The organism is Streptomyces inhibens (assembly GCF_003389455.1).
Classification (GTDB): domain Bacteria; phylum Actinomycetota; class Actinomycetes; order Streptomycetales; family Streptomycetaceae; genus Streptomyces; species Streptomyces inhibens.
Map to the genome: position 1 here is coordinate 1 of NZ_QUAC01000135.1, position 19,550 is coordinate 19,550.

Genomic DNA, 19,550 nt, shown 5'->3' on the forward strand with positions numbered 1-19,550 from the left:
GGCCGGTGCGCGAGGGTGCGCACCGGCCGCCTGCGTATGTCGTGCGGCCCTAGGAGGTGGTCCGTCTCTTGTGGCCGCGCATGGACACCCAGAGGCGGTCGCCGATACCGACAATGACGACCGCGCCGACCAGTTGCAGCAGATGGCGGATCCAGTCGATGCCCCTGGTCTCATTGACCCCGATGCCGGTGGCCAGCCAGTTGCCGAGGACGCTCCCCAGCATGCCGAAGATCACGGTCAGCCAGAGCGGGATCTGCTGCTTGCCCGGGATGATGGCCTTCGCGATGAGGCCCAGCACCAGGCCCACGATGATGGCCCACAACCACGTCATGTCGCCTCCTCTTGCGGCGCGGTGCACGTGAGGTCGCACGTGAGGGTCGCCCCGTCAGTGTCGCTCCGCATCGGCTACGCCGCACGCCGGAGCCGGTCGTACGCACACCGTCCTGGCGGGACCCGGCCGAACGGGGGCATGACCCGGTCTCGAAGGCGGCGCAGCTGCGGCGTACCGTAGAAACCGACCGGAAACCGGGGAGAATCCGGCACGACTGAGCGGGTGGTGGAACGTGATGCGGAAGCAGAGCAGCGGCCAGGCCTTCCGGATCACCGGGGCCCGGCAGGGCCTGACCGAGGACGTGCGCGGACGGCAGCGGCGGTATGTGATCTCGATGGCGGTGCGCACGGTGGCCGTGGTGCTGACCGTCGTGCTGTGGAACGTCGAGCGCCCGGTTGCCATTGCGACGCTGGTGCTGGGCCTGACGCTGCCGTATATCGCCGTGGTGATCGCCAACGCGGGCCGGGAGAATGCCCCTTCGCTCCCGAAGACGTTCGTCGCGGGGCCGACCCGGCCGATGCTGACGCCGGGCGACTCCGACGGCTCGGCGGAACCCGTTCCGGAGCGGTCGGCGACGGGCGCATCCACGCCGCCGCGCGACGCCGACTGATCACCACCCGGTCTGCAAAGCTCAAGAAAAGCTCAGATCAATCATGGAGTTCCGGTGCACTGCGCACCATTCCGCGTGACATACTGCGTACGCGCTCCGCATCCCCCGTCGGAGCGACGGACCGACGCCGGGCGGCTCCCCCCGTGGCTGCCCGGCGTCGTCATGTCCGCGGCACCGGGTCAAGGGCCGCAGGACATAGGGTTGAGGCCGTGAACCTCCCGAACCTCCCCGGCTCCGACGACGTGGCGGACGACGCCGCCATCTGCTCCGCCAAGGGCTGCCGCGCCCCCGCCGTATGGGTGCTGGCCTGGAACAACCCGAAGGTGCACACGCCGGACCGGCGCAAGACCTGGCTGGCCTGTGAGGAGCACCGGGAGCATCTGTCGCAGTTCCTCGGCGTACGCGGTTTCCTCAAGGACGTGGTGACGCTGGAGGAGTGGGAGGCGTCGGCAGCCGGACGCTGACGGCGCCGACTCAGCCGCCGATGGCGGACATCGGACGCTCGGGCTGCAGGAACGACGGGTCGTCCAGGCCGGAGCCCGCCTTCTTGCCCCACATCGCGAGCTTCCATATGCGCGCGATCTCGTCATCGGGGGCGCCGGAGCGCAGGGCCGCGCGCAGATCCGTCTCCTCGGTGGCGAACAGGCACGTACGGACCTGGCCGTCGGCGGTCAGCCGGGTGCGGTCGCAGGCGCGGCAGAACGGGCGGGTGACGGAGGCGATCACACCGACGCGGTGCGGTCCGCCGTCGACCATCCAGCGCTCGGCGGGCGCGGAGCCGCGCTCGTCCTGGCCCTCGGGGGTGAGCTCGAAGCGGGTGCCCAGCGAGGCGAGGATGTCACCGGCGGTGATCATGCCGTCGCGCTTCCAGCCGTGCTGGGCGTCCAGCGGCATCTGCTCGATGAAGCGGAGTTCGTAGTCGTTCGCGACCGCCCAGGCCAGCAGGTCGGGGGCCTCGTCGTCATTGAGGCCCGGCATCAGCACGGAGTTGACCTTGACCGGGGTCAGCCCGGCCGCGCGGGCCGCCTCCAGGCCCTGGAGCACATCGTCGTGCCGCTTGCGGCGGGTCATGGTCTGGAAGACGTCCGGCCGCAGAGTGTCGAGGGAGACATTGACGCGGTCGAGACCGGCGTCGCGCAGCGCGGTGGCGGTGCGCTGGAGGCCGATGCCGTTCGTGGTCAGCGACATCTGGGGGCGTGGGGCGAGGGCGGCGACGCGCTCGACGATGCCGACCAGGCCGGGGCGGAGCAGCGGCTCACCGCCGGTGAAGCGGACCTCTTCGATGCCCAGGTCGCGCACGGCGATGGTGATCAGCCGGACGATTTCGTCGTCGGTGAGCAGATCCGGCTTGGCAAGCCACTGCAGGCCCTCTTCCGGCATGCAGTACGTGCACCGCAGATTGCACCGGTCGGTGAGCGAAACGCGCAGGTCGGTGGCCACACGACCAAAAGTGTCGATGAGCACTGGGCCCCCTCCCCGAGAATGGTGGATCACTGTTCCTTCGAGCCTACGCGATGGGTGTGACAGCGGGCAGAGCTGAGAAGCACGAGGTGGGCGGGGTGGCCTCGTAGATCTCTACGAGGCCACCCCGCCCGGGCGCTGTACGGATGCTCAGTGCGGCCCTCTCAGTGAGCTCCGGTCCCGGTCAGCGAGCGGACCTCCAGCTCGGCGTACTTCTTGGCGTCCGGCTCCTCCTTGGAGAGCAGGGATCCCAGCCAGCCGAGCAGGAAGCCCAGCGGGATGGAGATCAGGCCCGGGTTCTCCAGCGGGAAGAAGTCGAAGTCCGCGCCGGGGAACATCGAGGTCTCCTTGCCGGAAACGACCGGTGAGAAGAGCACCAACAGGACCGAGGAGGCGAGGCCTCCGTAGATCGACCACAGCGCGCCCTGGGTGGTGAACCGCTTCCAGAACAGGCTGTAGAGGAGGGTCGGGAGGTTGGCGGAGGCGGCGACCGCGAAGGCGAGCGCCACCAGGCCGGCGACGTTCAGCCCGCGGGCGAAGACGCCCAGGACGATGGCGACGGCGCCGATCCCGACGGTCGCCCAGCGGGCCGCGCCGATCTCTTCCTTCTCGGTGGCCTGGCCCTTGCGGATGACGTTGACGTAGATGTCGTGGGCGAAGGACGACGACGAGGCGAGCGTGAGGCCGGCGACCACCGCCAGGATCGTCGCGAAGGCGACCGCGGAGATGACGGCGAGCAGCACCGCGCCCCCGGTGGATCCGGCACCGCCGCCGATCACCTCGGCGAGCTGCGGGGCCGCGGTGTTGCCCGCCTTGTTGGCGGCGGTGATCGCCTCCGGCTTGATGAGGGCCGCGGCGCCGAAGCCGAGCGCGATGGTCATCAGGTAGAAGACGCCGATGATGGCGATCGCCCAGTTCACGGACTTACGGGCGGCCTTGGCCGTCGGGACCGTGTAGAAGCGGATGAGGATGTGCGGCAGGCCCGCGGTGCCCAGGACGAGGGCGAGGCCCAGCGAGATGAAGTCGATCTTCGAGGTGGCGCTGGCGCCGTATTTGAGGCCCGGCTCCAGGAAGGCGGAGCCCTTGCCGCTGTTCTCCGCCGCGGCGCCGAGCAGCGTGGAGATGTTGAAGTCGAACTTGAGCGCCACCAGGAAGGTGATCAGCAGGGTGCCGGCGATCAGCAGCACCGCCTTGACCATCTGCACCCAGGTGGTTCCCTTCATCCCGCCGATGGTGACGTAAAGGATCATCACGATGCCGACGAGGACGACGACCAGGATCTTGCCCGCCTCGCTGGTGATGCCCAGCAGCAGGGTGACCAGGGCGCCGGCGCCCGCCATCTGCGCGAGCAGATAGAAGATCGAGACGACGATGGTGGAGGTGCCGGCGGCCGTACGGACCGGGCGCTGGCGCATCCGGTAGGCGAGCACATCGCCCATGGTGAACCGGCCGGAGTTGCGCAGCGGTTCGGCGACCAGGAGCAGCGCGACGAGCCAGGCGACGAGGAAGCCGATGGAGTAGAGGAAGCCGTCGTAGCCGAAGAGGGCGATGGCGCCGGCGATGCCGAGGAAGGACGCGGCGGACATGTAGTCGCCGGAGATGGCCAGGCCGTTCTGGAAGCCGCTGAACTGCCGGCCGCCGGCGTAGAAGTCCTCCGCGCCCTTGGTCTGCCGGCCGGCCCAGACCGTGATGGCGAGGGTGGCGGCGACGAAGACCGCGAAGAGGGTGATGATCAGGGCGCGGTGCTCGCCCGCGCCGCCGGCCGCGAGCTGGAGCGCGAGCGGCTGCTGGGTGAGGTTCATGCGTCGCCCTCCAGACGGGACTTGATGGCCTCGGCCTTGGGGTCGAGCTTGGCGGCGGCGTGCCGGGAGTACCACCAGGCGATGAGGAAGGTGGTGACGAACTGGGCGAGGCCGAGGACGAAGGCGACGTTGAGGTGGCCGAGCACCTTGGTGGCCATGAGGCCGCCGGCGTAGCTCGACAGCAGCACGTACCCGAGGTACCAGAGTATGAAGGCGACGGTGAGCGGGAAGGCGAACGAGCGGTGTGCGCGGCGGAGTTCATCGAATTCCTCGCTCGACTGCACCTGGATGTAGTCGGGCGGCCCATGCGTTCCCGGGTCGGTGGTCGGTGCGGCGCTCACGGAGTCTCCTGACGCGAAGTGGCTGGTTCCCGGGGCCGCCCGACGGATCCGCGCGGGAGCAGCCCAGGCCGACGATAAAGCGCACGTGAGTGACGTAGATCACGAATGGTAGAGCCGCGTCCCACGATCCAACAGGGGGGCGTTGGTTGAATCCCAGAAGAAACCGAGGGAATGCCCGCGCCGACCGCCACCGTGCGCGGGGCGCTTCGTTGAGCCCGGTGTGAATCCGCCGCCCCAGCAGGCCCCGCAGCCACCCGCTCCCCGTCGGCCCCCGTACGGCAGTGTCCGGCTGCCGTCGCCGCTCACCGTCGCTCCGTCGGAGCCCCGGCCAGGGACCGCCCCCTCCGCACGCCGCTGGTACGGCCCGCGGATCGCACTGCCCCCGCTGAGCATCAGCACCCTGCGGCGCAACGGCTGAGACAACGCCCCCTGCTGCGCGATCGGCTGACCCGGCAACAGCTGATGTCACATCAATTCCGTATCAGTGTCAGGTTTTCTCCCCGTTCCATTGCTGTGCGTCAGTGATCGCCGATAACTTCACGTCTCACTGCATCCGCCCGTGCGCAACCCGCGCACGGGCGGTCTCACGGATGATGTGGAGTCCCCATGGCCCATCCCCGATCCAGACGCATGCGGGCGCTGGCCGTACCGCTCGGCCTGGCTCTGACGGCGTCTCTCGGTTTCCTCCCGAACGCGGCCACCGCCGCGTCCCAGGATTCCGCCCCGGCCGCCGCGGTCACGACCGATGGCCCGCTGCTGTCCTACGTCGTGAACACCACGCCCGGCCATGCCACGGTCGGCAAGGTGGAGAAGGCGATAGCCAAGGCCGGCGGGAAGGTGATCATCGCCCATGAGCAGATAGGCGTGATCGTCGTTCACTCGGCCAACCCGCAGTTCGCCGCCACCCTGCGGACGGTACCGGGCGTGCAGTCCGCGGGCGCGACCCGCACCGCGCCGCTGAAGGCGTCGGGCACCACCGACGTCGGCAAACCGCAGAAGATCGACCTGTCGAAGTCCCAGCTCAAGGCGGCAAGCAGCGCGGCGAAGGCGAACGGCGAAGAGCCGCTCGAACCGCTGCAGTGGGACCTCCCCGCCATCAAGGCCGACCAGGCCGCGAAGGTGAACCCCGGCAGCAAGAACGTCACCGTCGCCATCATCGACACCGGAGTGGACGACACCCACCCGGATCTGAAGGCCAACTTCTCCGCGAAGCAGTCCGCCAACTGCGTGGGCGGTGTGGCCGATACGGCCAAGGGCGCCTGGCGCCCCTGGGACCCGGACCACGACTACCACGGCACGCATGTCGCGGGCACGATCGCCGCGGCCCGTAACGGCGTCGGCGTGGCCGGTGTCGCCCCGGGTGTGAAGATCTCCGCCATCAAGGTCAGCGAGCCGAAGACCGCCATGTTCTACGCCGAGAGCGTGGTGTGCGCCTTCGTCTTCGCGGCGGACCACGGCGTGGAGGTGACCAACAACAGCTACTACGTCGACCCTTGGATGTTCAACTGCAAGGACGACGCCGACCAGGCCGCCATCATCGACGCGGTCGGCCGCGCGGCGAGCTACGCCCAGCGCAAGGGCGCGATCAACATCGCCGCCGCGGGCAACTCCAACCTCGATCTGGCGGCCCCCAAGCTCCCGGACGCCTCCAGCCCGAACGACTCGACCCCCATCGAGCGCACCATCGACCCGAAGACCTGCTGGGACGTTCCCACCCAGCTGCCGGGCACGGTGACGGTCGCGGCGACCGGCGTCAACAAGCTCAGGTCCTCCTACTCGAACTACGGCCTCGGCCAGATCGATGTGGCCGCACCGGGCGGCGACTCGAAGCAGGTGCCCGAGCTGCCCGCCAAGAACGGCAACATCCTCTCCACCATGCCGGGCGGCGACTGGGCCTACCTGGCCGGCACGTCCATGGCGACCCCGCATGTCGCGGGCGTGGCGGCGCTGCTCAAGAGCACGCACCCCAAGTCCAGCCCGCAGGAGATCCAGTGGCTCCTCAAGGAGCAGGCCGACAACCCCGGCTGCCCCACCGGTGACACCACCTGCACCGGCACCAAGCATGTCAACAGCCACTTCGGCTACGGCATCGTCGATGCGCTGGACGCGGTGAAGAAGTAACCGTCACAGGAGGGCCGGGGGTGCGCCCCCGGCCCTCCTGTCGTGCGTAGGCGGCGGATCAGCCCGGCTCGCGGCCGAGAAAGGCCGCCAGCCGGTCGGTGGCACCCGCGCCGGGCGGGGCCGCGCGCTCCACCCCGCGCACGGCGTCGGCAGATCGAGGTCCGCCGGCCGTACGGCGGCCACCAGGGCGGCGACGTCCCGTGCCACCTGCTCGTAGGCGTACAGGACGCGGTCGGGGTCGGTGCCGTCGAATGCCGAGCGGTCCAGCCCGACGGGCCGGAGATGGGCGCGCAGCGCGGCCGCGGTCCAGGTGCCCCCGGTGTCCCAGCGGGGCGGGGCGGGTTTGCGCGTCCAGCGCGTCCGCCCACTGGGCCGCCGTCTCGGCGAACGATGGGGGTCCCCCCATGCCGTTCAGGCTATGGGGGAGCTCGCGGTGCAGTACGGACCGGATCGCCGCCGTCCCGATGCCCAGTTCGCGCAGGCTGCGCGCGATTTCCAGGCGGGCCGGGGCGTCCGGGCCGTACAGCCGGTAGCCCGCGGAGGTGCGGGCGGCGGGCGGCAGTAGGTCCGCGTCCGACCAGCTGGGGGTCCCCCGGTACATGCCGTCCACTGTCGGGTCTCCCACGGGGGGAGACTCAAGCGGTGGCGTATCCGGCCGCTCCGGCCGGGCGTTCACCGGACGCCGCTCGCTACGGGACGCCCGCTTCGGGGAGCGCCGGAGCGGGGCTCGGCGCGGTCCGCGGAGCTGTGGTGGCGGCGGCCCGGCGCACGCCGCCGGCCAGCGCGAACTGGGCCCCGGCATAGGTGAGCATGATCCAGAACTGCGGGGCCGGCAGCTGTGGCCAGTGAGCGATACCACTCGCGATCAAGGTGTCGGAGAGCAGGAAGAGCAGTCCGCCGACCGCGGCCCAGGGCCCCGCCCGCAGTGCGCCGAACGCCATCGCGGTGAGCAGCAGGCTGTAGCCGGCGACCGGGATCCGCAGATCGGCCGGGAGGTCCGGCCACAGGAGCGCCACGGTGGCGGCCAGGACGACCGCGTATGCCGCACCGGCTCCGGCGGTCCGCCCGCGCCCGTACGGCGCCCCGTGCCGGGCGAACAGCAGCAGATAGCAGACGTGCCCGGCGGCGAACGAGGCCATCCCCACCAGGAAGACGGTGTCGCCGCCGATCTGCAGGAAGGTGTCGCCGCCACAGCCGAACAGCAGCGCGCCGGCCAGCAGCCGGGGCCCGCCGCGCGCCAGGACGTATCCGGCGAGCACCGGCATCAGCGCCGGCTTCGTCAGCTGCGCGACGGCCGTGACTCCCCCGAGCAGCGCCCCGAGGTGGACGACGGCCAGCACGGCGAACGCCCCGAGCAGTGGCCGTACGCCCCGGGGCCGGCGGACCGTCACGCGGCCGGCCCCTCGACGGAGGCGCGCCCCTCGGTCCCCTTCCGGGACTCCCGGCGCTCCCCCGCCGCGGTCCGCGCGGCCGGCTGCCAGCCCGGCCCGCGGAACACCCGCCCGGCGCGCTCGCCCCAACTGCCCGCGGCCCGTACGTCGCGCGCGATGGCGGCGTACTCATGGGTGGCCACCCGCAGCGGGTTGAACGTCTCGATGTTCTTGGTCAGTCCATAGACCGGCCGCTCGGTCTCGGCGACGAACGAGCCGAACATCCGGTCCCAGATGATCAGGATCCCGCCGAAGTTACGGTCCAGGTAGCCGCCCTGCGAGGCGTGGTGGACGCGGTGGTGGGACGGCGTGTTGAGCACGAACTCGAAGGGCCGGGGCAGCTTGTCGACCCGCTCGGTGTGCACCCAGAACTGGTAGACGAGGTTGACACCGGAGGTGAACGCGATCGCGGCCGGATGCACGCCGAGGGCGACCATCGGCACATAGAACGGCCAGACGGTCCATGTCGTCCAGGGCTGCCGCAGTGCGGTGGTGAGGTTGAACTTCTTGCTGGAGTGGTGCACCACGTGGCAGGCCCACAGGACGCGGATGACGTGGTGGCCGCGGTGCGACCAGTAGTAGAAGAAGTCCTGCGCGAGCAGCATCAGCAGCAGCGTCCACCACAGCACGGGGATCCGCAGCGGGGTGAGCTCGTAGACCGCGGCGTAGATCGCCACGATGGGTATCTTCCACAGCGCATCGAACACGAGACTGCCCAGCCCCATGCCGACGCTGGTGGCCGCGTCCTTGGCTTCGTAGCCCGCCGCGTCCTCATCGGGATGCAGGCGACAGCTCACCATCTCCACCACGGTGAGCAGGACAAAGGCCGGTACGGACCACAACACGACATCGGGCAGGTGCGGCATGCCCCGCACGATAAGGGGGGTGACGGGGGTGCCGCTAGAGGTTGTTACCGAGAAGTATGTAAGACGTGCTGTCAGCTGCCGGGCGGCCGCGTACCCCCGGTAGCCCGCTTCGACGACCGGAAACGAGGTCCGATGACCACCGCACCCACCATCGCCCTGCTCGGCGGCGGCTTCTCCGACGATCCCGACACGCTGCTCGACGACTTCGTGCTGAACGCCGCCGGGCGGACCCGGCCCAAGGTCTGCTTTCTGCCCACCGCCAGCGGCGATGCGCCGGGGTATATCGAGGGGTTCCACACGGCGTTCGGGGCGCGGGACTGCGAACCGAGCCATCTGGAGCTGTTCCGGCGCAGCGTGACCGATCTGCGCACGTTCGTCCTCGCGCAGGACATCGTCTACGTCGGGGGCGGCAACACCGCCAACATGCTTGCCGTCTGGCGGCTGCACGGCCTGGACACGATCCTGCGCGAGGCGTACGAGGCCGGGGTGCTGCTGTGCGGCATCAGCGCCGGGGCCTGCTGCTGGTTCGAGCACGCGTTCTCCGACTCCTTCGGCCCGCCGGCGCCGCTCGCCGACGGGCTTGGGCTGCTGCCGGGCAGTTTGTGCCCGCACTACGACAGCGAGCCGGAACGCCGGCCCGGCTACCTCTCGGCCGTCAACGACCGTGTACTGCCAGGAGGTTGGGCCATCGACGACGGCGCGGCCGGACTGTTCACCGACAGCCGCCTGGTGGATGTCGTCACACGCACGCCCGGCGCCACGCTCCGCCGTGTGCACGTCGACGAGGACGGTGCGGTGGCTGAAGTGGCGCAGCGGGCGCGGTTGCTTCGCGTCTAGCGGCGGACAGGGCCGGCCCCGCCGGCCTCCCTCACCACACCCGCACCGCCCCACCCCGGGCGAACGCCGGGCTGGTGGCGGTCGGGGGGATCTGCTCCAGGGGTTCGGCGATCTCGGTGACGGTGGGGCCGACCCGGGCGGCCAGGGGGGCCAGGTGGTGGAGGTCGAAGCCGTAGACGTGGGCGGCGTTGGTGCCTAGGAGGGCGGCGGTTTCGTGGGTGGGGAGGCCGGCGTAGGCCAGGCGCAGGGCCTCGCGGGAGTGCGGGTGGGTGCCCTCGTCGTGGGGGTAGTCGCTGCCCCACATGATCTTGTCGAGGCCGATGCGGTGGCGGAGCGGGACCTCGTGGGGGCGCATGAAGCTGGCGCCCACGTAGCAGTTGTCGCGCCAGATCTCGGCCGGGGAGCTGCCCATGGCCGCGGCCAGGCCGACGCCGAATTTGGACTCCGCGGTGGCGGCTTTGGACGCCGCCGCGACCAGGCGGCCGTGGTAGTAGTCCAGCATGTCCAGGACGCCGGGGATCCAGCCGGAGCCCTGTTCGGTGAGGACGAGGCGGAGGCCCGGGTGGCGGCGGAAGGCGCCGCCGAAGATGAGGTGCCACAGGGCGCGGTGGGAGAACCACGTCGTTTCGACCATGAAGACGGCGCGGGCGGCGGGTTCGTCGCCGAGGGGCGGGGAGGCCGAGCCGCCGTGGTGGTTGACGGGGACGTCCAGCTCGGCGCAGACCGCCCAGAGGGGGTCGTAGACCTCGGAGTGGAGTTCGGGCAGGCCGGAGCCGGGCGGGGTGCCGGGCAGCAGGATGCCGCCGGTCAGGCCGGCCTCCTTGGTGCGGCGGACTTCCCGTACGGCCTCGTCGACATCGTTGAGGAGGATCTGGGCGACGCCGGCCCGGCGGCCGGGGGCGTCCGCGCAGAAGTCGGCGAGCCAGCGGTTGTGGGCGCGCAGGCCCGCCCAGCGCTGCTCGAACTCCGCGCGGGTGGGGGCCGGGGCCATCAGGGACGCGGAAGGGAAGAAGGGCGGGATGGTGTTCGGGAAGACGACCTCGGCGACGATGCCGTCGGCCTCCAGTTCGGCCAGCCGGCGGCCGGAGTTCCAGTTGCGGTCGGCGGTGTCGGCGAGCAGATCCTCGTAGGGGTTGACGTAGGTCGCCGCCCAGGCGTCGAAGGCCTCATGGTGCCGGGAGGCCAGGTACGGCCGGTAGTCGAGGAGGTCGGCGCCGGCGTGGCAGTCGGCGGAGATGACGGTGTAGCGGTCGCCCCCGGGCTCGGTCCGTGGTGGCTGGGTCATTGCTCGGTCCCCCATACCGGGAAGTCGTGGTCGGTGAGCCAGTGGCGGCCGACCTCACGTGAGCGGGCCCAGGAGGCCTCGACCGCCGACTGGTCGGCGGGCTGGCCGAGTTCGGCGGGGGTGGGGCCGATACGGCGGGCCAGCGGGGCCAGCTCCGCGGTGTCGAAGCCGAAGACCTCGGCGGCGGCCAGGCCGAGCATCCGGCGGGTCTCGGCGACCGGGATGTCGTGGAAGGTCTTCCGCAGCCATCCGCGGGTGTCGGGCCAGGTGCCCTCGGGGTGCGGGAAGTCGCTGCCCCACAGGATGTTGTCGACGCCGATCTCGTAGCGCTGGGCGAGTTCGCGGCGTTTGGTGTTGGTGGCGCAGACGAACACCTGGCGGTCCAGGTATGCGTGCGGGGGCTGCTTGAGCTCGGCGAACGGGGAGAGTTTTTTGCCGCCGTGTGCGCCCAGGTAGAGGCGGTCCATGAACCACAGGAGGTTGGGCAGCCACCAGCAGCCGGATTCGGCGACGCCGAACTTCAGCCCCGGGTGGCGTTCGAAGACGCCGGACCAGAGCAGGAACCACAGGGGGCGCGCGGGCCACCAGGTCACCTCGGAGACGTAGATCCCGAGGTGGTCACCGTATTCGTGGCGGGGCGCCGCTCCGGAGTGGGTGACGAGGGGCATCGCGCACTCGGCCGCGGCGGCCCACACGGGGTCGTAGCGGCGGTCGTGGTACGGCTCCTTGTCGACCCACATGGAGGGGATCATCAGGGCGCCGAGCCCGGACTCCTTGGCGCGGTGGATCTCGGCCACGACCCGTCCGGTGTCGGCGGTGACCGGCAACAGGGCGACGCCGCAGTGGCGTTCGGGGTGCTCGGAGACGAAATCGGCGAGCCAGCGGTTGTGCGCCTGCGCGCCCGCCATGCCGAGGTCGGGGTCGTGGTCCCCGGAGAGGCCGAGGCCCACACCGAACGGGGCCGCCGTCCCGCTGTCGACGGCATCCGCGTCCGGGAAGACCACCTCCGCGGCCACGCCGTCGCCGTCGAGCTCCTTGAGGCGCTGGGCGGTGTCCCAGCCGCCGCGCAGGCCCTCCTCGTTGTCCTGGAACCACTTGGCGGCGAAGGCGTCGTTGCGGATGCCGAGGCGGGTGGCCTCCGCGCGGCGGGCGTCGCGCTCGCCGAGGAACTCGTCGAAGGCGCGGTGGAAGCGGGCGTCGAGGTAGGGGCGGTACTCCTCAGTGGGGAGTCCGGCGTGGCAGTCGGCGGAGATGATCAGGTACGGATCGGCGGCGTCCTGTCCGCCCTGCGTGTCCTGCCCGTCCTGTCCGCCGTGTCCGTCCTTGGGGTGCTGTGCAGGGGTCATCGCGGAACCTCCTTCAGTCGTCCGCGTCGAGAATGAAGTGCTCCAGGTAGGCGGGGGCGGCGCGGTCGAGCATCGAGGCGGCCCTCGCCCGGATCTGTGCGTCGGTGTGCTCGCTGGGCGGCAGCAGCCAGAAGCGGCCGGCCCGGACGCCGTCGACGACCTGCTGTGCGACGTCCTCGACGGGGGTGAAGGCGATCTCCTGCCCGGCCTCCTTCATCGCCGCCTCCCACTGCGCCAGGCTGCGGTACGGCGTACGGCGCGGCCGGGTCTTGGCGTAGCGCGCGGGCCGGTTGCGGTGCGACTCCCACAGGCCGGTGCGGAGCATGTGCGGGCCGGGGAAGAGCACCGAGGCGCCGATGGGGGCGCGCTCCGCCGTCAGATGGGCGTGGAGCGATTCGGTCATGGTCACCACGGCCGCCTTGGTGACGGCGTAGACGGAGGCGGTGGGCAGTGGCGCGATCCCGCCGTCCGTGGAGGAGGTGTTGACGACATGGCCGGGCTCGCCGGCCGCCAGCATCCGGGGCAGAAAGCACTGCACGCCGTGGAAGACGCCCCAGACGTTCACCGCGAACGCCCACTGCCAGTCGTGGGGCTCGTGTTCCCACATCCGGCCCTCGGCGCCGGAGCCCACCCCCGCGTTGTTGCACAGCAGATGGACGGCGCCGAAGGTGTCGTACGCGGCGTCGGCGAGGGCGGCGACCTCCTCCCGTACGCCGACGTCCACGGTGCGCGCCAGCACCTGAGCGCCGTCCGCGGCCAGCTCGTCGGCGGCGGCGCGCAGCGGCTCCTCCTCGACGTCCGCGAGGACGACCTTCAGCCCGTCCGCGGCGAAGCGGCGCGCCATGGCCAGGCCGATGCCGCTCGCGGCGCCGGTGACGACCGCGACCTGTCCCGCCGTCAGCTCCATGCCCGCTCACCTCTCCGCGCCACTCGGGCCGACCGCTTCTCCGGCCGGGGGCCGGGGCGCTGTCCTCCGGGACGACACAGCATCAGGCGCTCCCCTCGGGCGGTCCGTCGAGGATCTGCCGCGGATCGTCGTAGCGCTGGTGAATGTACGGCAGCAGGGCCTCGGCGCCGACCCGCTCGACCACCCGGCCCTGCTGGTCGGTGGTCTTCTCGCCGAGGGTGATCTCGACGAGGGTGCGTACGGGCAGGTCGGCGACGGGGTCGTACATCGACTCCCGGAGGACCACGTCCCCGGTGACCTGCTCCAGTTTGCGGACCTTCTCGTTGCGGACGCAGTGCACCAGCACGGGGTCGATGTCGAAGCCCGAACCGTCCACGGCGGGCAGGAACTTGAAGTAGAAGTCGGTCTTGCGTACCGGCTCGGGGACCGGCAGCGGGCCGTTCACCGCGCCGCGGACCTCGACGAAGGCGATGCCGTGCCGGGCGAGCGCGGCACGGACGACCGGGCCGTCACGTTCGACGGTGACCTCGCCCAGTTTCTTGGGCTCGCCGAAGACCTCGCGTCCGCCGATGAGGGCCCGCTCGTGGGTCATCGGCATGACGAGCGGATACCAGCCGTCGACGCCGTGGTGTGTGGCCGCGACGGCGACCGAGCCGGCGCCCAGCGGGTAGCCGGGCAGGTCGACCTTGCTGATGGTGGCCCGGACCAGCGGGCGGCCGGAAGGTTTGAGCGGCGGCGGCAGGACGGCCGCGACCGCGTCCGGGTCGCTCTCCCAGACGGCCACCACGCCGGTGGACCAGATGTCGGGGAGCTTCGAGCTCGCGGTGCGCGCCGCGGTGATCTCCGCCTCGGTGCGCGCTCCGTAGCGTATGCGTGCCATGTCGTACCACCCTTCGTCGGCGATGACTTGCGGGGGTCGTTCGAGGCGCCTGTAACACTGTTACACCGTGCCGGATGAAGGGTAAAGGGCCTTGCATCAACGGGAGTTGGGGGATAGTTGAGGAATATGACACGTACTGCGCTGACCGGCGAAGAAGTCCTCGCGGCCGCCGCCCGGCTGGTCCGGGCACAGGGCCCGGCGGCGCTGACCATGCGCCGGCTCGCCACGGAACTGGGCACCGCCGTCACCTCCATCTACTGGCACGTCGGCAACCGCGAGTCGCTGCTGGACGCCCTCGTCGAGCGCACCGTCCGCGAGATGGGCGAGATCCACCCCGTCGGGCACACGCCGCATGCCCGGATCGTCTCGGTCGCCCGCGCCCTGCGTACGGCGCTGCGCGAGCGCCCCCAGCTGATCGCGATGGTGCACGAACGCGGCCTGACGGAGCGGATGTTCCTGCCCGCGCAGCAGGCGCTGGTCCATGAGATGCACACCGCCGGGCTGCGCGGGGAGCTCGCCGCGGAGGCGGTGCGCGCCGTCCAGTTCCAGGTCGTCGGCTTCGTCCTGGTCGAGCGCAATCGCGAACGGTCGCCGGAGCAGCACCCGAGCGAGGGCGAGCTGTGGGACTCCCCCACCGCCGGGCACGATCCGGCGCTGGCCCGCGCGCTGGCCGGCCCGGTCGACGCCGAGCGACTGTTCGTCGTCTCGCTGGAGGCGCTGGTGACGTCGCTGCTCAGCCCAGGGGAACCCGTCGGCGGGCCCGCCGGCTGAGCGCCCTTGAAGCGCCGCCCGCAGCGGCGCGGCGGCGCACCGTCAGCGCCCGTGACGAGCCGGGTAATTGTAGGGGCAGCGGGCGCCCGGCCGCGCACCACGCGCGGCGGCGGTTCGGTGGCTGTCGGTGGGGGCCCGTATCCTCAGGGACCATGCTCGAAGACCGCATGCCAGCAGCCGACCCGATCGCGCCGAAGATCGGGCAGCAGCCGGGCCCGCAGACGCCGCCGGCTCCCTGGCCGACCGCGTATCCCCAGGGATACGCGGTGGTCGACGTGGAGACCACCGGCCTGGCCCGCGACGACCGGATCATCTCCGCCGCCGTGTATCAACTCGACGCACAGGGCGAGGTCGAGGACCACTGGTACACCCTCGTCAACCCGCAGCGGGACCCGGGGCCGGTCTGGATCCACGGTCTGACGAGCGCGGTGCTCGCCGACGCCCCGCTCTTCCCCGAGATCGTCCCGGAGCTGTCCAAGCGGCTGGAGGACCGGGTGCTGGTCGCGCACAACGCCATGTTCGACTGGTCGATGATCGCCCGCGAGTACGCCCGCGCCGCGGCGACCGCCCCGGTGCGCCAGCGGCTGTGCACCATCGCACTCTCCAAGGAGCTGCGGCTCCCGCTGCCCAACCACAAGCTGGAGTCGCTCGCCGCCCATTACGGCGTGGTGCAGGAGCGCGCCCACCATGCGCTGGACGACGCCCGGGTACTCGCCGAGACGTTTCGTCCCAGTTTGCGGCGGGCCGCGCAGGAAAATCTGCGGCTGCCGCTGCTGAGCTGCCAGCCGCTGACGGAGTGGTCGGACACCCCCGCGCCCCGCCAGCACGCCAGCGCCTCGTCGTACCGCCCCACCTCCTGGCGGCCGTCCCGTAAGCGCCCGGCGTGCCCGTATCCCAACCCGGGGCGCTATGAGGCGGGTGGCCGGCTCGTCCAGGGGATGCGGGTCGCCTTCTCGGGCGACACCTCCGTGGACCGTGAGCTGCTGGAGGACCGTGCCATCGAGGCCGGCCTGCATGTCGCCACGAGCGTGTCCCGGCTGACCAGCCTGCTGGTGACCAATGACCCCGACGCGCCGACCTCCAAGACCGCCAAGGCCGCCTCGTACGGCACGGTCGTGATCGACGAGGCGGCGTTCATGCAGCTGCTCCAGGACGTCGAGCCGGCAGCCACGGCGCCTGCTTCCGGGTGAAGCCCGTCCAACACACCCGCCGGCACCTCGCCCCGCGCGGGCGCCGCCCGCACCCTGTGGCGCATGGCACGTTGTGAGGTCTGCGGAAACGAATACGGCATGACGTTCGAGGTGCACGCGCAGGGCGCGGTGCATGTCTTCGACTGCTTCTCCTGCGCCATCCACCGCATGGCGCCGATCTGTGAGCACTGCCGGTGCCAGATCATCGGCCAGGGCGTGGAGGCGGACGGGAAGTGGTACTGCGGTGCGCACTGCTCCCGCTCGGACGGGAAAGTGGGCATCGTCGACAGGGTCTGACCGGGGGATCCGGGAGACGTCCCGGGAGCCGGTCCACCCGATCGGTGCGGCCCGGCGGCCGGACCCGCCGCTCGGGGGCCGGGGTGCCCCAGGTACCGTCGAAGCCGTGTACCGCTTCCTGTTGTCCCGGCAGTGGGTGATCGTCACCCTCGTGGGTCTTGTGCTGATCCCCGTCATGATCAAGCTGGGCTACTGGCAGCTCCACCGCCATGAGCACAAGGTGGCGCAGAACCAGCTCATCGCGAGCAGCCTGGCCGCCCGGCCGGTCCCGGTCGCCGAGCTGACCGCCGTCGGCCGGGTGCTGCCCCACCACGACATGTGGCGCACGGTCACCGCCACCGGCACCTACGACACCGCGCACGAGGTCGTGGTCCGCCAGCGGACCGCCGCCGACGAGCAGAGCATCGGCTACTACGTCCTGACCCCGCTGGTCCTCGGCAACGGCGACGCCGTGCTGGTCAACCGCGGCTGGATCTCGGCGGGCAACGACCTCACCAAGTTCCCGGACGTACCGGCCGCCCCCAAGGGCAAGGTCACCGTGACCGGCCGGATGATGGCCGACGAGACCACCGCCGTCAGCGGCATCAAGGACACCCGGGGCCTGCCCGCCCGCCAGGTCATGCTGATCAACAGCAAGGAGCAGGCGAAGCGGGTCGGCCGGCCGATGCTCGGCGGCTATATCGAGCAGACCGCGCCCAAGCAGTCCGGCGGCACGCCGGAGCTGGTCCCCGAGCCGGACCATGACTCCATCGGCCCGCACATGGCGTATGCGATCCAGTGGTGGCTGTTCGCGGCGGCGGTACCGGTCGGCTGGGTCGTCCTCGTACGCCGTGAGCGCCGCGACCGTGCGGCGGCCGCGGCCAAGGAAGCCGAGGAAGCCGAGGGTCCTCAGGAGGCGGCGAGCGCCCCGGACGCGCAGGCCGGCGGGCAGACCGCGGATGTTGCCGGGTCCGGGGAGACCGAGGCGGCCGGCGACGCCGCGACGCCGGCCCCGGCGGGCCCGTAGCCCGGACAGCCGCCACCCCCGCGTAGCGCATCCACCAGGCGGGAAGGGGCGCTGAGTGCACCCACATATCGAGGACTATGCGCTCATCGGCGATCTGCAGACCGCCGCACTCGTCGGCCGCGACGGCTCCATCGACTGGCTGTGCCTGCCCCGCTTCGATTCCGGCGCCTGCTTCGCCGCCCTCCTCGGCACCAAGGAGAACGGCCACTGGGGGCTGGCACCGCAGTCCCCCGATGCCCGCGCGCGGCGCTCCTACCGTGGCGATTCGCTGATCCTCGACACCGTCTGGGAGACCCCCACGGGCAGCGTCCAGGTCACCGACTTCATGCCGCAGCGCGACCGCGCGCCCGATGTCGTACGGATCGTCGAGGGCCTCAGCGGCAGCGTCGAGATGCGCGGGGTGCTGCGGCTGCGGTTCGACTACGGGCGGGTGGTGCCCTGGGTGCGCGCCGCCGAGGGCTGCCGGGTCGCGATCGCCGGGCCGGACTCGGTGTGGCTGCGCACCCCGGCCCAAGGCCGCACCTACGGCAAGGACTTCAGCACCCGTTCGGACTTCACCGTCGCCGAGGGCGAGCGCACCGCGTTCGTCCTGACCTGGCACCCCTCGCACGAGCCCCGGCCGATCCAGATCGACCCGTTCCAGGCGCTCCAGGACACCCTGGAGGACTGGCACGCATGGTCCGCGCGCTGCCGCTACAACGGCCCGTACCGCGAGGCCGTGATCCGCTCACTGATCGTCCTCAAGGCCCTCACCTACGCGCCCACCGGCGGTATCGTCGCGGCGCCCACCACCTCGCTGCCCGAGGAGCTGGGCGGCGTACGCAACTGGGACTACCGCTACTGCTGGCTGCGCGACGCCAGCCTCACCCTGAACTGCCTGCTCTCCGCCGGATATCTGGAAGAGGCCGGCGCCTGGCGGGACTGGCTGCTGCGCGCGGTGGCCGGCGCCCCCGACGATCTGCAGATCATGTACGGGCTGGCCGGTGAGCGACGGCTGCCGGAGGCCGAGCTGCCGTGGCTGGCCGGATACCTCGACTCCGCACCCGTACGCATCGGCAACGCCGCCGTCGAACAGCGGCAGCTCGATGTCTACGGCGAGGTGATCGACTCCTTCCACATCGCGCGCACGGCCGGGCTGCCGGCGGAGCCGCACGCCTGGAGCATCCAGCGCGCGCTGGTGGACTACCTGGAGTCCACCTGGCGCGACCCCGACGAGGGGCTGTGGGAGATCCGCGGGTCGCGCCGGCACTTCGTGCACTCCAAGGTCATGGCCTGGGTCGCGGCCGACCGGGCGGTGCGGACGATCGAGGCGTACCCGAAGCTCGGCGCGGACCTCGACCGCTGGCGGGCGATGCGCGACGAGGTCCACCGGGAGGTGTGCGCGCAGGGGTACGACGCCGACCGCGGCACCTTCACCCAGTTCTACGGCTCCACGGAACTGGACGCCGCGACCCTGCTGATCCCCCGTGTCGGCTTTCTGCCGGCCGACGACCCGCGGGTCGTCGGCACCATCGACACGGTGCGCAGGGAGCTGTCGCACGACGGTCTGCTGCGCCGCTACAGCACCGAGGACAGCTCGGTCGACGGGCTGCCGGGCAGCGAGGGCGCGTTCCTGGCCTGCTCGTTCTGGCTCGTCGATGCGCTACAGCTGAGCGGCCGGCGGGACGAGGCCCGGGAGCTGTTCGAGCGGCTGCTGGCGCTGCGCAACGATGTGGGGCTGCTCTCCGAGGAGTACGACCCGGCCGCGCGGCGCCAGCTGGGCAACTTCCCGCAGGCGTTCAGCCATATCGGCCTGGTGGGGACCGCCTTCGGGCTGCTCGACGGGGCAGGGGCAGACTAGGGCCATGGATTTGGGACTCACCGACCGGACATACATCGTCACCGGAGCGACCCGCGGCCTCGGTTTCGCCACCGCCCGTGAACTGGTCGCCGACGGCGCCAACGTCGTGATCAGCGGACGCACCGAGGAGAGCGCGGCCGCGGCGGCCGCCTCGCTCGGCGCGCGCGCCCACGGGGTGGCGGCCGACAACGCGGACGCGGATGCCGCCGACCGCCTGGTGGCCGCGGCC

The 19,550-nt window shown here is 71.3% G+C and carries 21 protein-coding genes and 1 pseudogene; 10 read left to right on the plus strand and 12 right to left on the minus strand.

Annotated elements, in window-relative coordinates; all coding sequences use genetic code 11:
* Positions 1-49: 49 nt before the first annotated feature.
* Positions 50-331: a GlsB/YeaQ/YmgE family stress response membrane protein gene (locus tag DY245_RS17200; protein ID WP_128508139.1), complete on the minus strand. Its 282-nt coding sequence runs from the start codon at positions 329-331 to the stop codon at positions 50-52.
* Positions 332-566: 235 nt separating this feature from the next.
* On the opposite strand from DY245_RS17200, the gene DY245_RS17205 reads away from it, so the two are divergent.
* A complete protein-coding gene (locus DY245_RS17205) occupies positions 567-941 on the plus strand; it encodes a DUF3099 domain-containing protein (protein WP_128508140.1) in 375 nt (124 codons plus the stop codon).
* 209 nt (positions 942-1,150) lie between these two features.
* Positions 1,151-1,405 (plus strand): hypothetical protein, encoded by a 255-nt coding sequence (locus DY245_RS17210; protein WP_128508141.1) that lies wholly within the window; start codon positions 1,151-1,153, stop codon positions 1,403-1,405.
* A 10-nt stretch (positions 1,406-1,415) separates the two neighbouring features.
* Here DY245_RS17210 and moaA read toward each other — a convergent pair whose 3' ends face one another.
* The 3 genes from moaA to DY245_RS17225 all read right to left on the minus strand — a co-directional run bounded on the left by moaA (position 1,416) and on the right by DY245_RS17225 (position 4,545).
* Positions 1,416-2,405, minus strand: a complete 990-nt coding sequence (gene moaA, locus DY245_RS17215) for a GTP 3',8-cyclase MoaA (RefSeq protein WP_220377899.1) — start codon at positions 2,403-2,405, stop codon at positions 1,416-1,418.
* 161 nt (positions 2,406-2,566) lie between these two features.
* Complete coding sequence (locus DY245_RS17220) at positions 2,567-4,204, minus strand: solute symporter family protein (RefSeq protein ID WP_128508142.1); 1,638 nt, start codon at positions 4,202-4,204, stop codon at positions 2,567-2,569.
* Positions 4,201-4,545: a DUF485 domain-containing protein gene (locus tag DY245_RS17225; protein WP_128508143.1), complete on the minus strand. Its 345-nt coding sequence runs from the start codon at positions 4,543-4,545 to the stop codon at positions 4,201-4,203. Before DY245_RS17225 ends, DY245_RS17220 begins: the two co-directional genes overlap by 4 nt.
* A 606-nt stretch (positions 4,546-5,151) precedes the next feature.
* Between DY245_RS17225 and DY245_RS17235 the strand changes: the two genes are divergently transcribed.
* On the plus strand, positions 5,152-6,666 hold the full coding sequence (locus DY245_RS17235) for a S8 family serine peptidase (RefSeq protein WP_128508145.1): 1,515 nt from the start codon (positions 5,152-5,154) through the stop codon (positions 6,664-6,666).
* Between the two features lie 3 nt (positions 6,667-6,669).
* Here DY245_RS17235 and DY245_RS48275 read toward each other — a convergent pair whose 3' ends face one another.
* The 4 genes and pseudogenes from DY245_RS48275 to DY245_RS17250 form a co-directional block, all read right to left on the minus strand.
* Positions 6,670-6,873 carry a maleylpyruvate isomerase N-terminal domain-containing protein gene (locus DY245_RS48275; protein ID WP_425329401.1) on the minus strand — a complete coding sequence of 68 codons (204 nt, stop codon included), beginning with the start codon at positions 6,871-6,873 and terminating at the stop codon, positions 6,670-6,672.
* A 286-nt stretch (positions 6,874-7,159) separates the two neighbouring features.
* Positions 7,160-7,468, minus strand: a pseudogene (locus DY245_RS48280) (hypothetical protein); the annotation flags it as partial.
* Complete coding sequence (locus DY245_RS17245) at positions 7,356-8,057, minus strand: lysoplasmalogenase (RefSeq protein WP_128508147.1); 702 nt, start codon at positions 8,055-8,057, stop codon at positions 7,356-7,358. The pseudogene DY245_RS48280 and the gene DY245_RS17245, both read right to left, overlap by 113 nt.
* Positions 8,054-8,962, minus strand: coding sequence for a sterol desaturase family protein (locus DY245_RS17250; protein ID WP_128508148.1), 909 nt, complete (start codon positions 8,960-8,962; stop codon positions 8,054-8,056). The genes DY245_RS17245 and DY245_RS17250 overlap by 4 nt, the downstream gene beginning before the upstream one ends.
* 132 nt (positions 8,963-9,094) lie before the next feature.
* Here DY245_RS17250 and DY245_RS17255 point away from each other — a divergent pair, with 132 nt between their 5' ends.
* Positions 9,095-9,799 (plus strand): Type 1 glutamine amidotransferase-like domain-containing protein, encoded by a 705-nt coding sequence (locus DY245_RS17255; RefSeq protein WP_128508149.1) that lies wholly within the window; start codon positions 9,095-9,097, stop codon positions 9,797-9,799.
* A gap of 31 nt (positions 9,800-9,830) precedes the next feature.
* Here DY245_RS17255 and DY245_RS17260 read toward each other — a convergent pair whose 3' ends face one another.
* From DY245_RS17260 to DY245_RS17275, 4 genes are all read right to left on the minus strand, one after another.
* Positions 9,831-11,084: an amidohydrolase family protein gene (locus DY245_RS17260; RefSeq protein WP_128508150.1), complete on the minus strand. Its 1,254-nt coding sequence runs from the start codon at positions 11,082-11,084 to the stop codon at positions 9,831-9,833.
* Positions 11,081-12,430: an amidohydrolase family protein gene (locus tag DY245_RS17265; RefSeq protein WP_244943095.1), complete on the minus strand. Its 1,350-nt coding sequence runs from the start codon at positions 12,428-12,430 to the stop codon at positions 11,081-11,083. The genes DY245_RS17260 and DY245_RS17265 overlap by 4 nt, the downstream gene beginning before the upstream one ends.
* Before the next feature lie 13 nt (positions 12,431-12,443).
* A complete protein-coding gene (locus tag DY245_RS17270) occupies positions 12,444-13,337 on the minus strand; it encodes an SDR family NAD(P)-dependent oxidoreductase (RefSeq protein WP_128508151.1) in 894 nt (297 codons plus the stop codon).
* An 82-nt stretch (positions 13,338-13,419) separates the two neighbouring features.
* Entirely contained in the window at positions 13,420-14,217 is a 798-nt protein-coding gene (locus tag DY245_RS17275) for an acetoacetate decarboxylase family protein (RefSeq protein WP_128508152.1), read from the minus strand.
* A gap of 126 nt (positions 14,218-14,343) precedes the next feature.
* On the opposite strand from DY245_RS17275, the gene DY245_RS17280 reads away from it, so the two are divergent.
* The 6 genes from DY245_RS17280 to DY245_RS17305 form a co-directional block, all read left to right on the plus strand.
* Complete coding sequence (locus DY245_RS17280; RefSeq protein WP_128508153.1) at positions 14,344-14,988, plus strand: TetR/AcrR family transcriptional regulator; 645 nt, start codon at positions 14,344-14,346, stop codon at positions 14,986-14,988.
* 152 nt (positions 14,989-15,140) lie between these two features.
* Positions 15,141-16,178, plus strand: a complete 1,038-nt coding sequence (locus DY245_RS17285) for a DEDDh family exonuclease (protein ID WP_244943096.1) — start codon at positions 15,141-15,143, stop codon at positions 16,176-16,178.
* A gap of 63 nt (positions 16,179-16,241) precedes the next feature.
* Positions 16,242-16,475 (plus strand): hypothetical protein, encoded by a 234-nt coding sequence (locus tag DY245_RS17290; protein ID WP_128508154.1) that lies wholly within the window; start codon positions 16,242-16,244, stop codon positions 16,473-16,475.
* Positions 16,476-16,581: 106 nt separating this feature from the next.
* Entirely contained in the window at positions 16,582-17,481 is a 900-nt protein-coding gene (locus DY245_RS17295; protein ID WP_128508155.1) for an SURF1 family cytochrome oxidase biogenesis protein, read from the plus strand.
* 55 nt (positions 17,482-17,536) lie between these two features.
* Entirely contained in the window at positions 17,537-19,321 is a 1,785-nt protein-coding gene (locus tag DY245_RS17300) for a glycoside hydrolase family 15 protein (RefSeq protein ID WP_128508156.1), read from the plus strand.
* A gap of 4 nt (positions 19,322-19,325) precedes the next feature.
* A partial coding sequence (locus tag DY245_RS17305; RefSeq protein ID WP_128508157.1) for an SDR family NAD(P)-dependent oxidoreductase occupies positions 19,326-19,550 on the plus strand: 225 nt, incomplete at its 3' end.